The sequence below is a fragment of the Erwinia sp. LJJL01 genome (genome assembly GCF_047300805.2).
Lineage (GTDB): Bacteria > Pseudomonadota > Gammaproteobacteria > Enterobacterales > Enterobacteriaceae > Erwinia > Erwinia aphidicola.
In genome coordinates, this window is record NZ_CP178576.1 from 1,454,595 (window position 1) to 1,472,442 (window position 17,848).

The window sequence follows — 17,848 nt, forward strand, 5'->3', positions numbered from 1 at the left end:
TTAAAAAAATAAGCCCGCCAGGTAAGGCTTACCAGCCCCTGGCAACAGCGAATTGTTCAAAGTTTGGCCTTTCATCTTCCTGAAAAAATGCGTAATATACGCCGCCTTGCGGACACACTATGGTCACTTTTTTTTCATGCGCATAGGAAATCACCAGCTTCGTAATCGTTTGATTGCAGCCCCGATGGCCGGGATAACAGACAGGCCATTCAGGACCCTTTGCTATGCAATGGGCGCTGGGATGACTGTTTCCGAGATGATGTCGTCTAATCCTGAAGTCTGGAGCAGCGATAAGTCACGGTTGCGTATGGTTCACAGTGACGAACCTGGTATTCGTACCGTGCAAATTGCCGGTTGTGACCCGGAAGAGATGGCGGCAGCCGCGCGTATCAATGCAGCATCGGGTGCGCAGGTCATCGACATCAACATGGGGTGTCCGGCCAAAAAAGTGAATCGTAAGATGGCAGGTTCGGCACTGCTGCAGCATCCTGAGCTGGTGCAGTCTATCCTCTCAGCGGTGGTTAATGCAGTCGACGTACCGGTGACCTTAAAGATTCGCACTGGCTGGGATAGCGACAACCGCAACTGCGTAGAGATTGCCCAATTGGCTGAACGCTGTGGGATTCAGGCCCTGACCATTCACGGACGCACACGCGCGTGTTTGTTCAACGGCGAAGCTGAGTACGACAGCATTCGGACAGTTAAGCAGAACGTATCCATTCCGGTTATCGCGAATGGAGACATTACTGACCCGCATAAAGCCAGAGCCGTACTTGACTATACGGGGGCTGATGCCCTGATGATAGGACGGGCGGCTCAGGGAAGACCGTGGATCTTCCGGGAAATCCAGCACTATCTGGACACTGGGGAGCTGCTGGCACCGATGCCACTAGCTGAAGTAAAGCGCTTGCTCATCGGGCACTTACGGGAACTGCACGACTTTTATGGTCATCGCAAGGGATACCGTATTGCCCGGAAGCACGTCTCCTGGTATCTGCAGGAGCACGCCCCAAACGACCAGTTTCGGCGCACATTCAACGCCATAGAGGATGCCAGCGAACAGCTGGAGGCGTTGGAGGCATACTTCGAAAATCTTGCGTAATTAGAAATAAAGAGCTGACAGAACTATGTTCGAACAACGCGTAAATTCTGACGTACTGACCGTATCTACCGTAAATTCACAGGATCAGGTGACCCAAAAGCCACTTCGTGATTCGGTCAAACAGGCACTGAAGAACTATTTTGCTCAACTGAATGGTCAAGATGTAAGTGATCTGTATGAGCTGGTATTGGCTGAAGTAGAGCAGCCTCTGTTGGACATGGTGATGCAATACACCCGTGGCAACCAGACCCGTGCAGCCCTGATGATGGGTATCAACCGCGGTACACTGCGTAAGAAACTGAAAAAATACGGCATGAACTAATAGTCTTTGGCTATCATGTTGTTGCGAAAGCGCTTGTCCCTCCGGGGCTGGCGCTTTTTTATTTTTTGAGCGGATAAAATTTTCTTGTCAGATTATTCCTCTGCACATCTTCCTGAAGTCCCGTTAATCTGTGTAAAATTACAGCCAATGGAAATGCCTACCCAGGCCTGCAGCCCTTACCTTTCTGATAGCCGTGCGTCACGCCCCGCAAATGTAAAGTTCTGCCAGCTTAGGAAGCAGGCTAAACCATCGTCCTGAATGGGTGTCTGAGTGATTGTATCGCAGCTGATTGTTGTCAACTTGCGTTACAGGTTCTCTGGTCCTTAACGTCAAAATGAGCAATAGATGAAGCCGTCACAAAAATTCCGCCGGGGTTTTCTTCGCCCACGCTACTGGTTAACCTGGTTTGGCGTCAGCGTACTCTTTCTGCTGGTCCAACTCCCGTATCCTTTACTGCATAAGTTCGGCATCTGGATAGGACGCACTTCTATGCGCTTTATGAAGCGCCGCGTCTCGATTGCGCGCCGCAATCTGGAGCTGTGCTTTCCGGATATGGACAAAGATCAGCTGGAGCGCTGCATCGTCGGCAATTTCGAATCCCTGGGGATGGGCCTGATTGAAACCGGCATGGCCTGGTTTTGGTCCGACCGCCGCGTGAAGCGCTGGTTTAAAGTTAATGGCCTGCACAACCTGCAGGCTGCACAGGCCGATGGCCGTGGCGCGCTGATTATCGGCGTGCATTTTATGTCGCTGGAACTTGGCGGACGGGCAATGGGCCTCTGTCAGCCGATGATGGCCATGTATCGCCCGCATAACAACAAATTCATGGAGTGGGTGCAGACTAAAGGACGCATGCGCTCGAACAAAGCGATGATCAATCGTCGCGATCTGCGCGGTATGGTGCAGGCGCTGAAACAGGGTGAGGCCGTGTGGTTTGCACCGGACCAGGATTACGGCCCGAAAGGTAGCGTCTTCGCCCCGCTGTTTGCCGTACCTGAGGCGGCCACGACCAGCGGCACCTGGATGCTGGCACGCATGGCAAAACCTGCGCTGATCACCGTTGTGCTGATTCGCAACGAAGACGGCAGCGGCTATGAATTAGTGATCCAGCCAGAGCTGAAAGATTATCCCATCGAAAGCGAGCAGCAGGCTGCCGAGTACATGAACCGCGTCATTGAGCGCGAGATCATGCGTGCGCCCAATCAGTATATGTGGCTACACCGCCGCTTTAAAACGCGTCCCGGCGGAGCCAGTTCCCTCTATTAACCCGCGTTGCCCCCCTCCAGCGCCTCTGCGCGCTGGAGTTAGCCACTCTTTTTACACTTCAGTCACTAAAACTGCTATCTCCCTCACACTGCTTCCATATAGTGAAACTATTTGCACTATTTGTGACCATTAGTGCTATTTTTGCCCCGTCCTGGTGCGCGATATTAATCGAACTTACCAAATGCTTCTGAATATTAGCAATGCTTTCCAATAGATTCAGGGCTCTGCAAATCTGGCACTACCTTTGCAAAGCAGTGAATGGCTTCGGCCACAGACAGGCAAAGTGCACCAAAGCGTGCATTACACATAACAAAACGTTTTCGCCACACAGGATGCTTTATGAAAAAGATGATGCTTTCAACTTTGGTTGCCGCTGCTACGCTGTTTGCGGTTGCGAATCAGGCTCACGCTGGCACCACGCTGGACGCCATTAAGAAGAAAGGCTTTGTGCAGTGCGGTATCAGTGACGGCTTACCGGGCTTCTCCTATGCGGATGCCAGCGGTAAGTTTTCCGGCATCGACGTGGACGTTTGTCGTGCGGCTGCCGCAGCCGTATTTGGTGATGCGACCAAGGTAAAGTACACCCCGCTGACGGCAAAAGAGCGTTTCACCGCACTGCAGTCAGGTGAAGTGGATATCCTGTCACGTAACACCACCTGGACCTCTGCACGTGACGGCGGCATGGGCTTCATCTTCGCTGGCGTTAACTACTACGATGGCATCGGCTTCCTGACCCACCAGAAAGCAGGTCTGAAAAGTGCTAAAGAGCTGGACGGCGCAACCGTTTGCATTCAGGCCGGTACCGACACTGAACTGAACGTGGCGGACTACTTTAAAGCCAACAAAATGCAGTATACCCCGGTGACCTTCGACCGTTCTGACGAGTCGGCGAAAGCGCTGGATACCGGTCGTTGCGATACCCTCGCCTCTGACCAGTCTCAGCTGTATGCACTGCGCATCAAGCTGGGCAAACCAGACGAGTTCGTCGTACTGCCGGAAGTGATCTCTAAAGAGCCTCTGGGCCCGGTAGTACGCCGCGGTGATGATGACTGGTTCACCATCGTTAAATGGTCTCTGTTCGCCATGCTGAACGCGGAAGAGATGGGTATTACCTCTAAAAACGTCGACGAGATGACGGCTAAGCCCTCTACCCCTGATATGGCTCACCTGCTGGGCGCCGAAGGTGACTTCGGTAAAGACCTGAAGCTGGACAACAAATGGGCTTACAACATCATCAAGCAGGTGGGTAACTATCAGGAAGTCTTTGACCGTAACGTCGGTAAAGATAGCCAGCTGAAAATTGCCCGTGGTCAGAATGCACTGTGGAACCAGGGCGGCATCCAGTACGCGCCACCAGTACGTTAATTCCCCCGATTACCGGGCACCCGCGTGCGGGTGCCCACGACAGAATTTTCGTTACTGAGGTCTCATCATGTCTCAACGCCCAACCGTAAAAAGGGATTTTTCATTCAGCAATCCTGCGGTGCGCGCCTGGCTTTACCAGATCATTGCGATCGTCGCGGTTGTTGCCGTAGCAGGTTATCTGATTCATAACACCATCATTAACCTGGCAAGCCGTGGCATTACTTCCGGTTTTGGTTTCCTTGAACGTAGCGCTGGCTTCGGTATCGTCCAGCATCTGATCGACTACAGCGAGGGGGATACCTACGCACGCGTGTTCCTGGTGGGTCTCACCAACACGCTGCTGGTTTCCGCACTCTGTATTGTCTTTGCCTCTTTTCTCGGCTTCTTTATTGGTCTGGCACGTCTGTCTGACAACTGGCTGCTGCGGAAAATTTCCAATATCTATATTGAGACGTTCCGCAACATTCCCCCGCTGCTGCAGATCTTCTTCTGGTACTTTGCGGTGCTGCGCAATCTGCCGGGACCGCGCCAGGCGCTGAATGCCTTTGATCTCGCTTTCGTCAGTAACCGCGGGCTCTACATCCCATGGCCTGAGTACGCGCCGGGCACCCTGCCATTTCTGTTGGCGTTACTGCTTGCCGTCCTGGCGACGGTCGGCCTGTTCCGCTATAACAAAAAGCATCAGCTTAAAACCGGGCAGCTGCGCCGCACCTGGCCGGCGGCGATTGCGATGCTGGGGCTGTTTCCGCTGCTGGCTTCAACGTTTGCCGGCAGCCCGATGCACTGGGATATCCCGGAGCTGAAGGGCTTTAACTATCGCGGTGGCTTTGTTCTGATCCCTGAGCTGGCGGCCCTGACGCTGGCGCTGTCGATCTACACCTCGTCATTTATCGCGGAGGTGATCCGTTCAGGCATTCAGTCCGTACCGCACGGTCAGCATGAGGCTGCCCGCTCGCTCGGCCTGCCAAACCCGGTGACGCTACGCCAGGTCATCATCCCACAGGCGATGCGCGTGATCATTCCACCGCTGACCAGCCAGTATCTCAATATCGTGAAAAACTCCTCGCTGGCTGCCGCGATTGGCTATCCCGATATGGTGTCGCTGTTTGCCGGGACGGTGCTGAACCAGACGGGCCAGGCCATTGAGACAATCGCCATCACCATGGGTGTTTATCTCATCATCAGCCTGACGATTTCGCTGTTAATGAATATCTATAACCGCAAAATCGCGCTGATTGAACGCTAAGAGAACGGGATAATTATGACTGTAACGACTCATGACACTCCGCCCGTACCGACTAACGCGTTCTCACGTGCCGTCGTTTGGGCAAGAAAAAATCTGTTCTCCAGCTGGGGAAACTCACTGCTGACCCTGTTCTGTATCTGGGTGATGTGGGTGGTGATCCCCCCCGCGCTGAACTGGCTGGTGTTCCAGGCGAACTGGTTCGGCAACACCCGCGCAGACTGTACCAGGGAAGGCGCATGCTGGGTGTTTATCCATGCGCGTTTCGGCCAGTTTATGTATGGGCTGTATCCCCACGAGTTACGCTGGCGCATTAATCTGGCGCTGGTTATCGGCCTGCTATCCATCGTCCCGATGTTCCTGAAAAGCCTGCCGCGTCGCGGTAGCTATATCGCCGCCTGGGCCGTGATCTATCCGATTGTGGTGTGGTTCCTGCTGTACGGCGGCTATCTGGGGCTGGAACGCGTGGAAACCCGTCAGTGGGGCGGCCTGACGCTGACGCTGATCATCGCTTCAGTGGGTATCGCCGGTGCGTTGCCGCTGGGGATTCTGCTGGCGCTGGGCCGTCGCTCGCGTATGCCGGTGGTGCGCACGCTCTGTATCCTGTTTATCGAGTTCTGGCGCGGCGTCCCGCTGATCACCGTGCTGTTTATGTCCTCGGTGATGCTGCCGCTGTTTATGGCGGAAGGCAGCACTATTGATAAGCTGATCCGTGCGCTGGTTGGGGTGATCCTGTTCCAGTCAGCCTATGTTGCCGAAGTGGTGCGCGGCGGGTTGCAGGCGTTGCCAAAAGGTCAGTACGAAGCCGCTGAGTCGCTGGCGCTGGGCTACTGGAAAACCCAGGGATTGGTGATCCTGCCGCAGGCGTTGAAGCTGGTCATCCCCGGGCTGGTTAACACCATCATCGCCCTGTTCAAAGATACCAGCCTGGTGATCATCATCGGCCTTTTCGATCTGTTCAGTAGCGTGCAGCAGGCCACCGTCGACCCAACCTGGCTGGGTATGTCCACCGAGGGTTACGTCTTTGCTGCACTGGTCTACTGGATTTTCTGTTTTAGCATGTCGCGCTATAGCCAGTATCTGGAGAAGCGCTTTAACACCGGGCGTACGCCACACTGAGGTTCAACATGACTCAAATTATTACTCAAGCTGACGACGCGATGATGATTACGCTGGAAAACGTGAACAAGTGGTATGGTCAGTTTCATGTCCTGAAGAATATCAATCTGCAGGTAAAACCGCGCGAACGTATCGTACTCTGCGGGCCTTCCGGCTCGGGAAAATCGACAACGATTCGCTGCATCAACCATCTGGAAGAGCATCAGCAGGGCCGTATTGTGGTAGATGGCACCCTGCTTAATGACGATCTGCGTAATATCGAACGCGTGCGCACGGAAGTCGGCATGGTGTTTCAGCACTTCAATCTCTTCCCGCACCTGAGCGTATTGCAGAACTGTACTCTGGCCCCTATCTGGGTACGCAAAACGCCGAAGAAAGAAGCTGAAGAGCTGGCGATGCATTACCTGGAGCGCGTGCGTATTGCCGAGCATGCGCACAAATTCCCGGGGCAGCTCTCCGGTGGCCAGCAGCAGCGCGTGGCGATTGCCCGCTCATTGTGCATGAAGCCGAAAATCATGCTGTTCGATGAACCGACCTCAGCGCTGGACCCCGAGATGGTGAAGGAGGTTCTCGATACCATGATTGGCCTGGCAGAAGATGGTATGACCATGCTTTGCGTAACCCATGAAATGGGCTTTGCGCGCACCGTGGCCGACCGCGTGATCTTTATGGACCGCGGTGAGATCGTTGAGCAGGCTGCGCCGCAGGAGTTCTTCTCTAATCCTAAGTCAGAACGCACCCGCGCTTTCCTGTCGCAGGTCATCCACTAATTTCACGTGGTAACTGAGGTACAAAGCCCCGATCAGTGATGGCCGGGGCTTTTTTAACGCCATGTTTTCAACGGTTATCCGCTAATATTGTGTTTTCCTGGATTGCGCACAAACAAAAAAGCCCCATGCTTTCGCATGAGGCTTGTCTGTTTAATTGATGCCTGGCAGTTCCCTACTCTCGCATGGGGAGACCCCACACTACCATCGGCGCTACGGCGTTTCACTTCTGAGTTCGGCATGGGGTCAGGTGGGACCACCGCGCTAAAGCCGCCAGGCAAATTCTTGATTTACCGAACTCACGCTTTATAACTGGTGCTGATACCCAGAGTCGAACTGGGGACCTCACCCTTACCAAGGGTGCGCTCTACCAACTGAGCCATATCAGCATTTTTAACTGTAAAGGGCGACACGAATGTCGCCCTTTTTAAATTGATGCCTGGCAGTTCCCTACTCTCGCATGGGGAGGCCCCACACTACCATCGGCGCTACGGCGTTTCACTTCTGAGTTCGGCATGGGGTCAGGTGGGACCACCGCGCTAAAGCCGCCAGGCAAATCTTGGTGCATGAAACGAATCTTTTGCACTGCTGCTGCGTTGGCCGCGCTCGCAAAGTCAGTCACATACTTCAGTATGCTCCCTCCTTTCCTTCGCTTGCCGCCTTGCCTCAGCACAAAATCTTTCGTTCCCGCTAAATTGTTATCCGGTCACAGGCTGAAAATCTCTTTTGCGTCTCTCATAACGCACACCAGAACGCTTCTGGCGTTGTAAGGTTAAGCCTCACGGGTCATTAGTACCGGTTAGCTCAACGCATCGCTGCGCTTACACACCCGGCCTATCAACGTCGTAGTCTTCAACGTCCCTTCAGGACTCTCAAGGAGTCAGGGAGAATTCATCTCGAGGCAAGTTTCGCGCTTAGATGCTTTCAGCGCTTATCTTTTCCGCACTTAGCTACCGGGCAATGCCATTGGCATGACAACCCGAACACCAGTGGTGCGTTCACTCCGGTCCTCTCGTACTAGGAGCAACCCCTCTCAATTCTCCAGCGCCCACGGCAGATAGGGACCGAACTGTCTCACGACGTTCTAAACCCAGCTCGCGTACCACTTTAAACGGCGAACAGCCGTACCCTTGGGACCTACTTCAGCCCCAGGATGTGATGAGCCGACATCGAGGTGCCAAACACCGCCGTCGATATGAACTCTTGGGCGGTATCAGCCTGTTATCCCCGGAGTACCTTTTATCCGTTGAGCGATGGCCCTTCCATTCAGAACCACCGGATCACTATGACCTGCTTTCGCACCTGCTCGAGCCGTCACTCTCGCAGTCAAGCTAGCTTATGCCATTGCACTAACCTCACGATGTCCGACCGTGATTAGCTAACCTTCGTGCTCCTCCGTTACTCTTTAGGAGGAGACCGCCCCAGTCAAACTACCCACCAGACACTGTCCCCACGCCGGATCACGGCGCCAGGTTAGAACATCAAACGTTAAAGGGTGGTATTTCAAGGTTGGCTCCACGCAGACTGGCGTCCACGCTTCAAAGCCTCCCACCTATCCTACACATCAAGGCTCAATGTTCAGTGTCAAGCTGTAGTAAAGGTTCACGGGGTCTTTCCGTCTTGCCGCGGGTACACTGCATCTTCACAGCGAGTTCAATTTCACTGAGTCTCGGGTGGAGACAGCCTGGCCATCATTACGCCATTCGTGCAGGTCGGAACTTACCCGACAAGGAATTTCGCTACCTTAGGACCGTTATAGTTACGGCCGCCGTTTACCGGGGCTTCGATCAAGAGCTTCTCCTTGCGGATAACCCCATCAATTAACCTTCCGGCACCGGGCAGGCGTCACACCGTATACGTCCACTTTCGTGTTTGCACAGTGCTGTGTTTTTAATAAACAGTTGCAGCCAGCTGGTATCTTCGACTGCCTTCAGCTCCACCCGCGAGGGGTTTCACCTACCGACAGCGTGCCTTCTCCCGAAGTTACGGCACCATTTTGCCTAGTTCCTTCACCCGAGTTCTCTCAAGCGCCTTGGTATTCTCTACCTGACCACCTGTGTCGGTTTGGGGTACGATTCGATGTTACCTGATGCTTAGAGGCTTTTCCTGGAAGCAGGGCATTTGTTACTTCAGCACCGTAGTGCCTCGTCATCACGCCTCAGCCTTAAAGAGTTCCGGATTTGCCTGGAACTCAAGCCTACACGCTTAAACCGGGACAACCGTCGCCCGGCCAACATAGCCTTCTCCGTCCCCCCTTCGCAGTAACACCGAGTACGGGAATATTAACCCGTTTCCCATCGACTACGCCTTTCGGCCTCGCCTTAGGGGTCGACTCACCCTGCCCCGATTAACGTTGGACAGGAACCCTTGGTCTTCCGGCGAGCGGGCTTTTCACCCGCTTTATCGTTACTTATGTCAGCATTCGCACTTCTGATACCTCCAGCATGCCTCACAGCACACCTTCAACGGCTTACAGAACGCTCCCCTACCCAACAACGCTTACGCGCCGCTGCCGCAGCTTCGGTGCATGGTTTAGCCCCGTTACATCTTCCGCGCAGGCCGACTCGACCAGTGAGCTATTACGCTTTCTTTAAATGATGGCTGCTTCTAAGCCAACATCCTGGCTGTCTGTGCCTTCCCACATCGTTTCCCACTTAACCATGACTTTGGGACCTTAGCTGGCGGTCTGGGTTGTTTCCCTCTTCACGACGGACGTTAGCACCCGCCGTGTGTCTCCCGTGATAACATTCTTCGGTATTCGCAGTTTGCATCGGGTTGGTAAGCCGGGATGGCCCCCTAGCCGAAACAGTGCTCTACCCCCGAAGATGAGTTCACGAGGCGCTACCTAAATAGCTTTCGGGGAGAACCAGCTATCTCCCGGTTTGATTGGCCTTTCACCCCCAGCCACAAGTCATCCGCTAATTTTTCAACATTAGTCGGTTCGGTCCTCCAGTTAGTGTTACCCAACCTTCAACCTGCCCATGGCTAGATCACCGGGTTTCGGGTCTATACCCTGCAACTTAACGCCCAGTTAAGACTCGGTTTCCCTGCGGCTCCCCTATACGGTTAACCTTGCTACAGAATATAAGTCGCTGACCCATTATACAAAAGGTACGCAGTCACACCACGAAGGTGCTCCCACTGCTTGTACGTACACGGTTTCAGGTTCTGTTTCACTCCCCTCGCCGGGGTTCTTTTCGCCTTTCCCTCACGGTACTGGTTCACTATCGGTCAGTCAGGAGTATTTAGCCTTGGAGGATGGTCCCCCCATATTCAGACAGGATGTCACGTGTCCCGCCCTACTCATCGAACTCACAGCAAGTGCATTTTTGTGTACGGGAGTATCACCCTGTACCCTGCGACTTTCCAGACGCTTCCACTAATGCACAAGCTGATTCAGGTTCTGGGCTGTTCCCCGTTCGCTCGCCGCTACTGGGGGAATCTCGGTTGATTTCTTTTCCTCGGGGTACTTAGATGTTTCAGTTCCCCCGGTTCGCCTCATGCCACTATGTATTCATGACATGATAGTGTGACGTATCACACTGGGTTTCCCCATTCGGGTATCGTCGGTTATTGCGGTTCATATCACCTTACCGACGCTTATCGCAGATTAGCACGCCCTTCATCGCCTCTGACTGCCTAGGCATCCACCGTGTACGCTTAGTCGCTTAACCTCACAACCCACAAGCGTCCCGAAGGACAGCATGCTGTCGTGAGCATTTGAGAGACTCGAACGCATCGTTAACTTCATTCTTATTACGGAGAATGAATACGACGCGTCGTTTCAATTTTCAGCTTGTTCCGGATTGTTAAAGAGCATAATACTTCGCAGCATGCTGTTATCCAGCACACTCTGAAGTATTTTATTTAGAAAAACAGTATGGTGGAGCTAAGCGGGATCGAACCGCTGACCTCCTGCGTGCAAGGCAGGCGCTCTCCCAGCTGAGCTATAGCCCCATACAGTCTTACAGAAACCTTTTACTACCATTACATTCCAAAGAAGAAATGTAATTTGTGCTCAGGCAAGGCATGCAGGAGGGAAGTTTACGTTGGTAAACGACCGAGTGCATAACGCCGCATGAGTGCAAATTTGGTAGGCCTGAGTGGACTTGAACCACCGACCTCACCCTTATCAGGGGTGCGCTCTAACCACCTGAGCTACAAGCCTGTAGAGGTTTTTCTGCTCGTTACTTTTTCATCAGACAATCTGTGTGGACACTACGCGGGAAGGTATCTTCAGGTAAGGAGGTGATCCAACCGCAGGTTCCCCTACGGTTACCTTGTTACGACTTCACCCCAGTCATGAATCACAAAGTGGTAAGCGCCCTCCCGAAGGTTAAGCTACCTACTTCTTTTGCAACCCACTCCCATGGTGTGACGGGCGGTGTGTACAAGGCCCGGGAACGTATTCACCGTAGCATTCTGATCTACGATTACTAGCGATTCCGACTTCACGGAGTCGAGTTGCAGACTCCGATCCGGACTACGACGCACTTTATGAGGTCCGCTTGCTCTCGCGAGGTCGCTTCTCTTTGTATGCGCCATTGTAGCACGTGTGTAGCCCTGGCCGTAAGGGCCATGATGACTTGACGTCATCCCCACCTTCCTCCGGTTTATCACCGGCAGTCTCCTTTGAGTTCCCGACATTACTCGCTGGCAACAAAGGATAAGGGTTGCGCTCGTTGCGGGACTTAACCCAACATTTCACAACACGAGCTGACGACAGCCATGCAGCACCTGTCTCACGGTTCCCGAAGGCACTAAGGCATCTCTGCCAAATTCCGTGGATGTCAAGGCCAGGTAAGGTTCTTCGCGTTGCATCGAATTAAACCACATGCTCCACCGCTTGTGCGGGCCCCCGTCAATTCATTTGAGTTTTAACCTTGCGGCCGTACTCCCCAGGCGGTCGACTTAACGCGTTAGCTCCGGAAGCCACGCCTCAAGGGCACAACCTCCAAGTCGACATCGTTTACGGCGTGGACTACCAGGGTATCTAATCCTGTTTGCTCCCCACGCTTTCGCACCTGAGCGTCAGTCTTTGTCCAGGGGGCCGCCTTCGCCACCGGTATTCCTCCAGATCTCTACGCATTTCACCGCTACACCTGGAATTCTACCCCCCTCTACAAGACTCTAGCCTGCCAGTTTCGAATGCAGTTCCCAGGTTGAGCCCGGGGATTTCACATCCGACTTGACAGACCGCCTGCGTGCGCTTTACGCCCAGTAATTCCGATTAACGCTTGCACCCTCCGTATTACCGCGGCTGCTGGCACGGAGTTAGCCGGTGCTTCTTCTGCGGGTAACGTCAATCGACGAAGCTATTAACTCCATCGCCTTCCTCCCCACTGAAAGTACTTTACAACCCGAAGGCCTTCTTCATACACGCGGCATGGCTGCATCAGGCTTGCGCCCATTGTGCAATATTCCCCACTGCTGCCTCCCGTAGGAGTCTGGACCGTGTCTCAGTTCCAGTGTGGCTGGTCATCCTCTCAGACCAGCTAGGGATCGTCGCCTAGGTGAGCCGTTACCCCACCTACTAGCTAATCCCATCTGGGCACATCCGATGGTGTGAGGCCCGAAGGTCCCCCACTTTGGTCCGAAGACGTTATGCGGTATTAGCTACCGTTTCCAGTAGTTATCCCCCTCCATCGGGCAGTTTCCCAGACATTACTCACCCGTCCGCCACTCGTCACCCAAGAGCAAGCTCTCTGTGCTACCGTTCGACTTGCATGTGTTAGGCCTGCCGCCAGCGTTCAATCTGAGCCATGATCAAACTCTTCAATTAAAAGTTCGATTTGCTGAAACAAGTTCAGCGGTGCTCATCTGTAAAACGTCATAATGAATTTCATTATGTGTTCACTCGTGAGGCTTGATATTTTTTACGTCCGGAGACGTTGATATCAATCCTGCGAGTGCCCACACAGATTGTCTGATAAATTGTTAAAGAGCGTTGCGAGCAGTGCCGAGGCTTCCTGTCGCGAGGTGGCGTATATTACGCTTTCCTCCTTCGGAGTCAACTTCTTTTTGAGAAGTTTTTCCGGCGGTTCAGATACTTCCTGAACCTTCTGAGCCGCTGGCCTGTAAGCCGTTGTGCCGTCTCAGTGGTTGCGCATTATAGGGATCCCGATTTAATCCACAACCCTTTTTTCGATCTTTTTATTTGGTTGCTGATTTATCGCTCTTTTCGCTGAGATCTCAGGCGATCCGCACAAATTTAGCGCGTTTTTTACCGTGGTAATTGATCAACAATCGCTTCCGGTACTACGCTGGCAGGATCCTATCTATATAGAGGTCGTTATGGTTCACAACGTACGTGCATATAAAGGAGTACGCCCACAGCTGGGTGAGCGGGTAATGATTGATGCCACCAGCGTTGTCATTGGCAATGTTTCGCTGGCAGACGATGTCGGTGTCTGGCCGTTGGTCGTCATACGCGGCGACGTTAATCGCGTGACGATCGGCAAACGCAGCAATATTCAGGATGGTAGCGTGCTGCACCTCACTCATCAATCGGCAACCAACCCTGACGGCTATCCGCTGGTGATTGGTGAGGATGTCACCGTAGGACATAAAGCGATGCTGCACGGCTGCACCATCGGCAATCGCGTGCTGGTTGGCATGGGGGCCATTCTGCTTGATGGGGTTGTGGTCGAAGATGATGTGATGATTGGCGCGGGGAGCCTGGTGTCGCCCGGCAAGCGTCTGGAAAGTGGCTTCCTTTATCTGGGCAGTCCGGCGAAAAAGGTAAGGCCGCTGACGTCCGATGAAATTGGCGGCCTGCTCTATTCTGCTAACAACTATGTCAGCTGGAAAAATGACTATCTGGCGGAAGAGAGCCAGACCCAACCCTGAGCATCTTCCTGTTGATCTTTGATCGCCTGCTCAGCATCCTCTTCCAGCTCCCAGCGGTAAAGGTGGAAACAGGCCAGCGCATCCCCTTTACAGCTAAAGCGGCGAAGTAAAGCTTCGCCGCTTATGACGCAAGTGAGCGGGAAGCCATTAACCAGTGCGCTGAAGCAGACCGCCTGTAAATTTTCATCCCACCATTCCCGTTCAGGAAACTGGATGGCCTGATTCACCCAGCCATCTCTTCTTTTAATATTTTAATCACCGGAGTGATATCCGGCATTACGCCATGCCACAGCTTAAATGAGTGTGCCGCCTGGCCCACCAGCATGCCGAGACCATCAGCCAGCTGAACTGCCCCCTGCTGACGGCACCACTGCAGAAACGGCGTGTCCCCCTGCTGATAAAACATGTCGTAGCAGCGGGTCTGTGTATTCACCAAACCAACGGGCAGTTCCGGGACATCTCCCGCGACACCGCTGGAAGTCGCATTGATCACCAGGTCAAACTGCTCGCCGACCAGCTTCTCACGGGTTAATGCCCGCACACCGCCCTGGCGCTGGAACAGCTGCTCTAGTTCAGCGGCTTTCGCATGGGTACGGTTAACAATAGTGATATGGGCGTGAGCTGAAAGCAGCGGGAGGATCACACCTCTTGCTGCGCCGCCTGCGCCGATCAGGAGGATCCGGTCGTCAGGCTGGATCAGCTGCAGCCGTTGAAGATCGCTCAGCAGACCAATGCCATCGGTGTTATCGCCCAGCAGTCGGCCATCGTCGAGTTTTTTTAGCGTGTTGACCGCACCCGCCAGAGCCGCTCGCTCGCTCAGCTCGCTGGCCAGCGCATAAGCCTGCTGTTTAAACGGCAGGGTCACGTTAGCGCCTTTGCCGCCGGCGGCAAAAAAATCACGCGCGGCCTGTTCAAAACCCTCAACTGGCGCGCAAAAACGCTCATAAGGATGGGCGATCCCGCTCTGCTCAGCAAACAGCTGGTGAATGCGGGGCGATTTACTGTGATTAATCGGGTTACCGAAGACGACAAACGACATAGAGTTCTCTTTATCCCTGGCGAATCAGTTCACCGGTTAATACATCGCGGATTTCTGACGGATTCTGGCGGCCGCCCGTTTCTCCCTGCAGCACGGGGAAACCTTCACCGAACTGCGCCAGCACCTCCGCCACATTGCGGCACGGTGGTAAACCGCTGAGGTTGGCACTGGTAGAGACTAATGGCTTGTCAAAAGCCTGACACAGTTTGACCACATCAGGATGATTACTGACGCGCACTGCCAGCGAGGAGAAGCGCCCGGTCAGCCAGCGCGGTGTCTCTTGACGCGCGGGCAGCACCCAGGTCACCGGCCCAGGCCAGCGGGAAAACATCCGCTCTTTCTGTTCGGCGCTCAACTGCTCATCGGCAATATAAGGGAGTAACTGCTGGTAGTCAGCGGCAATCAAGATCAGCCCCTTATCTACCGGGCGGCGCTTCAGTGCCAGCAGTTGCATGACCGCAGCCTCACTGTCGGGATCGCAGCCGAGGCCAAATACCGCCTCTGTGGGGTAAGCAATTACGGCTGACTGGCGCAATTGCGCAACGCAGAGCGCTACAGAGTCATGCACTGGTTTCATCTTCACTACCATTTATCACTGTTACAGGTTTGCCGCAGGCTTTACTGGCGCAGAAACGCTTCACACCTCTGGCGGTTTTCTTTTCTATTAGCAACGGGAACTGGCAGAACTCACACACCCCTTCCAGCGGAGTGAAGTTCACTGCAAACTGACAGTCGGGATAGCGGTCACAGGCGTGGAATGTTTTACCGTAACGCGAACGTCGTGCCACCAGCTTTCCGCTCTGACACTGCGGGCAGGCGAGCGTGGTTTCATCCGGCTTATCGATAGTTTCGGTATGCTCGCATTCCGGGTATTCACTACAGGCGACAAACATGCCGTAACGCCCCTGGCGCAATACCAGTTCGGCCCCACATTTCGGGCACAGCTGACCTTCGAGCACTTTAACAATGTGCCCGTCAGCCTGGCCTTTCAGCGGCCGAATAAAGTCGCATTCGGGGTAGAGTGAGCAACCAAGAAAAGCGCCATGTTTCCCGGAGCGAATAACCAGTTCTGCCCCACACTGGGGGCAGGGTTCATTTTTTCGCACAGCGAAAAGCGCTGTTTTATTCATAACTTTGTGTACACGAAGGCAAACTTCAGTGCAGCATTCCTTCATTGACGTCGAAAAGTAGCTCTTCCATTTGCTGATAGGCGTTTTCACATCCGGGGATATTAAACAGCACCATCAGCACCACCCATTTGAGATCGTCCAGATCAAACTCGAGGGTATCCAGAGCCATAATACGTTCGATAACCATTTCGCGCGTGTCCAGATTCAGAACCTGAATTTGTTCCAGGAACAGAATAAAGCCACGGCAGTTGGCATCTAAACGCTGACTCTCTTCCTCGGTGTAGATACGCATAGACAGCGGATCGGTAGTCAGCAGAATCGGAGCGACAAGGCCGTCCTGATAATCTGCCAGCTTTTCCAACCAGTTCAACGCATTATAGATATCTTCACGATGAAAACCTGCATCGGACAGATCATCAGTCAATTTATCCTGGTCAACGCGCATTTCTGCCTCGTTGTGGATATACGTTTCAAATAAGTACATTAGTACGTCGAACATGGCTTGCCCTCCTCAATCGGACATAGCCGCCGGGTACAGCTGCGATCCACCCTGCTAACTCCAACTCAAGCAGCTTAGCTACGATGGCTGGCACAGGTTGGCCGGCACGTTCAGCGACGACGTCAACAGGTGTAACCTCATCTCCTACGTTAGCCAACACATCGGGAAATGGCAATGAAGGATTGCTGTCCGACGTGGAATAATTGGCTGAATCTGGAAAATCAGGAAGCCAGTTAAGGTCGCTCTGTATTTGCTCAAGAATATTGTTGGGATGGGCAACTAACATCGCGCCCTGCTGAATTAACCAGTTCGTCCCTTCGCTTCCCGGATTACCCAGCGCGCCGGGCAAAGCAAATACGTCGCGGTTCTGCTCCAGCGCTAACCTGGCCGTCAGCAGCGACCCGCTACGCAACGTCGCCTCAACCACCAGCACGCCCAGGCTTAAACCGCTAATAATACGGTTACGTCGTGGGAAATAGGACCCACGAGCCGTTACCGATAAAGGAAACTCGGACACCAGCGCTCCCCCAGCGGCGATAATTTGCCCGGCCAGCGCTCTGTGCCGCGACGGATAAACCGCGTTCAGGCCGCTACCCAACACGGCAATTGTTTTCCCCTCTACCTCCAGCGCGGCGCGGTGCGCAATACCATCAATGCCAATTGCCAGCCCACTGGTAATCGTCATGCCACTCAGGGCCAAAGCCTGAGTAAACCAGCTGCCCCACTCGCGTCCATAATGGCTACAGTGTCGGCTGCCCACTATCGCCAGTTGCCGCGTGTTCAGCAATTCCACATCGCCCGCAATAAATAGCATCAGCGGAAAGTTGCTCAGGGACTTGAGCCGCTCAGGATAATGAGGGCTGTCGGGCGTAATGAAACTGTGCCCGGGTTCTGCCAGCCAGCGCCATGTTTCATCAATAATTCGCCCATCATATTGCCTGAACGCCTCCAGCTGCCCTGCCGTCCATGGCAGTGCAGCCAGAGCAGGGGTATCTGACGGGTCAATTTCCCTGATTTGCTGCAGCAGAATCAGGCGCTGAGGGCTGGATAACCCTGAGACGCCTGAAAGGCGCAGCGCACACTCAATAGGTGACATTATTCTCTCCCTGATTTTGCCCCTTCCCCCTGAAGGTTACCTGCCAGGAAT

Annotated in this window: 14 protein-coding genes, 3 tRNA genes and 4 rRNA genes; 8 read left to right on the top strand and 13 right to left on the bottom strand. The window is 53.8% G+C overall.

Translation table 11 applies throughout. From position 1 onward, the window contains the following. The first annotated feature begins 136 nt into the window (after positions 1-136). The 7 genes from dusB (at position 137) to ACLI4M_RS07595 (ending at position 7,187) form a co-directional block, all read left to right on the top strand. A complete protein-coding gene (dusB, locus tag ACLI4M_RS07565) occupies positions 137-1,102 on the top strand; it encodes a tRNA dihydrouridine synthase DusB (RefSeq protein ID WP_048914408.1) in 966 nt (321 codons plus the stop codon). 25 nt (positions 1,103-1,127) lie between these two features. Continuing rightward, on the top strand, positions 1,128-1,424 hold the full coding sequence (gene fis / locus ACLI4M_RS07570) for a DNA-binding transcriptional regulator Fis (RefSeq protein ID WP_003855228.1): 297 nt from the start codon (positions 1,128-1,130) through the stop codon (positions 1,422-1,424). 345 nt (positions 1,425-1,769) lie between these two features. Continuing rightward, complete coding sequence (gene lpxP, locus ACLI4M_RS07575; protein ID WP_133622579.1) at positions 1,770-2,690, top strand: kdo(2)-lipid IV(A) palmitoleoyltransferase; 921 nt, start codon at positions 1,770-1,772, stop codon at positions 2,688-2,690. A 339-nt stretch (positions 2,691-3,029) separates the two neighbouring features. Further along, positions 3,030-4,055, top strand: coding sequence for an amino acid ABC transporter substrate-binding protein (locus tag ACLI4M_RS07580; RefSeq protein ID WP_133622578.1), 1,026 nt, complete (start codon positions 3,030-3,032; stop codon positions 4,053-4,055). 67 nt (positions 4,056-4,122) lie between these two features. Beyond that, positions 4,123-5,301, top strand: a complete 1,179-nt coding sequence (locus ACLI4M_RS07585; protein ID WP_133622577.1) for an amino acid ABC transporter permease — start codon at positions 4,123-4,125, stop codon at positions 5,299-5,301. A gap of 15 nt (positions 5,302-5,316) precedes the next feature. Then, positions 5,317-6,417 carry an amino acid ABC transporter permease gene (locus ACLI4M_RS07590; RefSeq protein WP_133622576.1) on the top strand — a complete coding sequence of 367 codons (1,101 nt, stop codon included), beginning with the start codon at positions 5,317-5,319 and terminating at the stop codon, positions 6,415-6,417. A gap of 8 nt (positions 6,418-6,425) precedes the next feature. After that, entirely contained in the window at positions 6,426-7,187 is a 762-nt protein-coding gene (locus ACLI4M_RS07595) for an amino acid ABC transporter ATP-binding protein (RefSeq protein WP_048914403.1), read from the top strand. A 159-nt stretch (positions 7,188-7,346) separates the two neighbouring features. Here the strand turns inward: ACLI4M_RS07595 and rrf (ACLI4M_RS07600) are convergent. The 7 genes from rrf (ACLI4M_RS07600) to ACLI4M_RS07630 form a co-directional block, all read right to left on the bottom strand. Next, positions 7,347-7,462, bottom strand: a 5S ribosomal RNA gene (gene rrf / locus ACLI4M_RS07600). A gap of 35 nt (positions 7,463-7,497) precedes the next feature. Continuing rightward, a tRNA-Thr gene (locus ACLI4M_RS07605) sits at positions 7,498-7,573 on the bottom strand. A gap of 48 nt (positions 7,574-7,621) precedes the next feature. Continuing rightward, positions 7,622-7,737 (bottom strand): 5S ribosomal RNA (gene rrf / locus ACLI4M_RS07610). Positions 7,738-7,952: 215 nt separating this feature from the next. Next, a 23S ribosomal RNA gene (locus tag ACLI4M_RS07615) occupies positions 7,953-10,858 on the bottom strand. A 207-nt stretch (positions 10,859-11,065) separates the two neighbouring features. Then, positions 11,066-11,141, bottom strand: a tRNA-Ala gene (locus tag ACLI4M_RS07620). Between the two features lie 134 nt (positions 11,142-11,275). Then, positions 11,276-11,352 (bottom strand) — tRNA-Ile (locus tag ACLI4M_RS07625). Positions 11,353-11,425: 73 nt separating this feature from the next. Next, positions 11,426-12,966, bottom strand: a 16S ribosomal RNA gene (locus tag ACLI4M_RS07630). Together the 16S, 23S and 5S rRNA genes with 3 tRNA genes alongside form the textbook arrangement of a ribosomal RNA operon. Positions 12,967-13,478: 512 nt before the next feature. On the opposite strand from ACLI4M_RS07630, the gene ACLI4M_RS07635 reads away from it, so the two are divergent. Next, positions 13,479-14,033 carry a gamma carbonic anhydrase family protein gene (locus tag ACLI4M_RS07635; protein WP_133622575.1) on the top strand — a complete coding sequence of 185 codons (555 nt, stop codon included), beginning with the start codon at positions 13,479-13,481 and terminating at the stop codon, positions 14,031-14,033. Here ACLI4M_RS07635 and ACLI4M_RS07640 read toward each other — a convergent pair. The 6 genes from ACLI4M_RS07640 to dprA are packed head-to-tail and all read right to left on the bottom strand — an operon-like array spanning position 14,000 to position 17,797. Then, a complete protein-coding gene (locus ACLI4M_RS07640; RefSeq protein ID WP_133622574.1) occupies positions 14,000-14,260 on the bottom strand; it encodes a DUF1488 domain-containing protein in 261 nt (86 codons plus the stop codon). The two genes, ACLI4M_RS07635 and ACLI4M_RS07640, sit on opposite strands and share 34 nt — an antisense overlap. Further along, positions 14,257-15,072, bottom strand: a complete 816-nt coding sequence (gene aroE, locus ACLI4M_RS07645; RefSeq protein WP_133622573.1) for a shikimate dehydrogenase — start codon at positions 15,070-15,072, stop codon at positions 14,257-14,259. The genes ACLI4M_RS07640 and aroE overlap by 4 nt, the downstream gene beginning before the upstream one ends. A gap of 10 nt (positions 15,073-15,082) precedes the next feature. Continuing rightward, positions 15,083-15,655: an L-threonylcarbamoyladenylate synthase type 1 TsaC gene (gene tsaC / locus ACLI4M_RS07650; protein WP_208864866.1), complete on the bottom strand. Its 573-nt coding sequence runs from the start codon at positions 15,653-15,655 to the stop codon at positions 15,083-15,085. Then, entirely contained in the window at positions 15,633-16,202 is a 570-nt protein-coding gene (locus tag ACLI4M_RS07655; protein WP_048917614.1) for a DNA topoisomerase family protein, read from the bottom strand. Before ACLI4M_RS07655 ends, tsaC begins: the two co-directional genes overlap by 23 nt. Before the next feature lie 25 nt (positions 16,203-16,227). After that, complete coding sequence (smg, locus tag ACLI4M_RS07660) at positions 16,228-16,701, bottom strand: DUF494 family protein Smg (protein WP_048917615.1); 474 nt, start codon at positions 16,699-16,701, stop codon at positions 16,228-16,230. Further along, positions 16,673-17,797, bottom strand: a complete 1,125-nt coding sequence (gene dprA, locus ACLI4M_RS07665) for a DNA-protecting protein DprA (RefSeq protein ID WP_133622571.1) — start codon at positions 17,795-17,797, stop codon at positions 16,673-16,675. The genes smg and dprA overlap by 29 nt, the downstream gene beginning before the upstream one ends. Positions 17,798-17,848 lie beyond the last annotated feature (51 nt).

Coding starts and splice junctions, on each gene's coding strand:
- dusB (WP_048914408.1), top strand. CDS start 137: ATGCGCATAGGAAATCACCAGCTTCGTAATCGTTTGATTGCAGCCCCG.
- fis (WP_003855228.1), top strand. CDS start 1,128: ATGTTCGAACAACGCGTAAATTCTGACGTACTGACCGTATCTACCGTA.
- lpxP (WP_133622579.1), top strand. CDS start 1,770: ATGAAGCCGTCACAAAAATTCCGCCGGGGTTTTCTTCGCCCACGCTAC.
- ACLI4M_RS07580 (WP_133622578.1), top strand. CDS start 3,030: ATGAAAAAGATGATGCTTTCAACTTTGGTTGCCGCTGCTACGCTGTTT.
- ACLI4M_RS07585 (WP_133622577.1), top strand. CDS start 4,123: ATGTCTCAACGCCCAACCGTAAAAAGGGATTTTTCATTCAGCAATCCT.
- ACLI4M_RS07590 (WP_133622576.1), top strand. CDS start 5,317: ATGACTGTAACGACTCATGACACTCCGCCCGTACCGACTAACGCGTTC.
- ACLI4M_RS07595 (WP_048914403.1), top strand. CDS start 6,426: ATGACTCAAATTATTACTCAAGCTGACGACGCGATGATGATTACGCTG.
- ACLI4M_RS07635 (WP_133622575.1), top strand. CDS start 13,479: ATGGTTCACAACGTACGTGCATATAAAGGAGTACGCCCACAGCTGGGT.
- aroE (WP_133622573.1), bottom strand. CDS start 15,072: ATGTCGTTTGTCGTCTTCGGTAACCCGATTAATCACAGTAAATCGCCC.
- ACLI4M_RS07655 (WP_048917614.1), bottom strand. CDS start 16,202: ATGAATAAAACAGCGCTTTTCGCTGTGCGAAAAAATGAACCCTGCCCC.
- smg (WP_048917615.1), bottom strand. CDS start 16,701: ATGTTCGACGTACTAATGTACTTATTTGAAACGTATATCCACAACGAG.
- dprA (WP_133622571.1), bottom strand. CDS start 17,797: ATGTCACCTATTGAGTGTGCGCTGCGCCTTTCAGGCGTCTCAGGGTTA.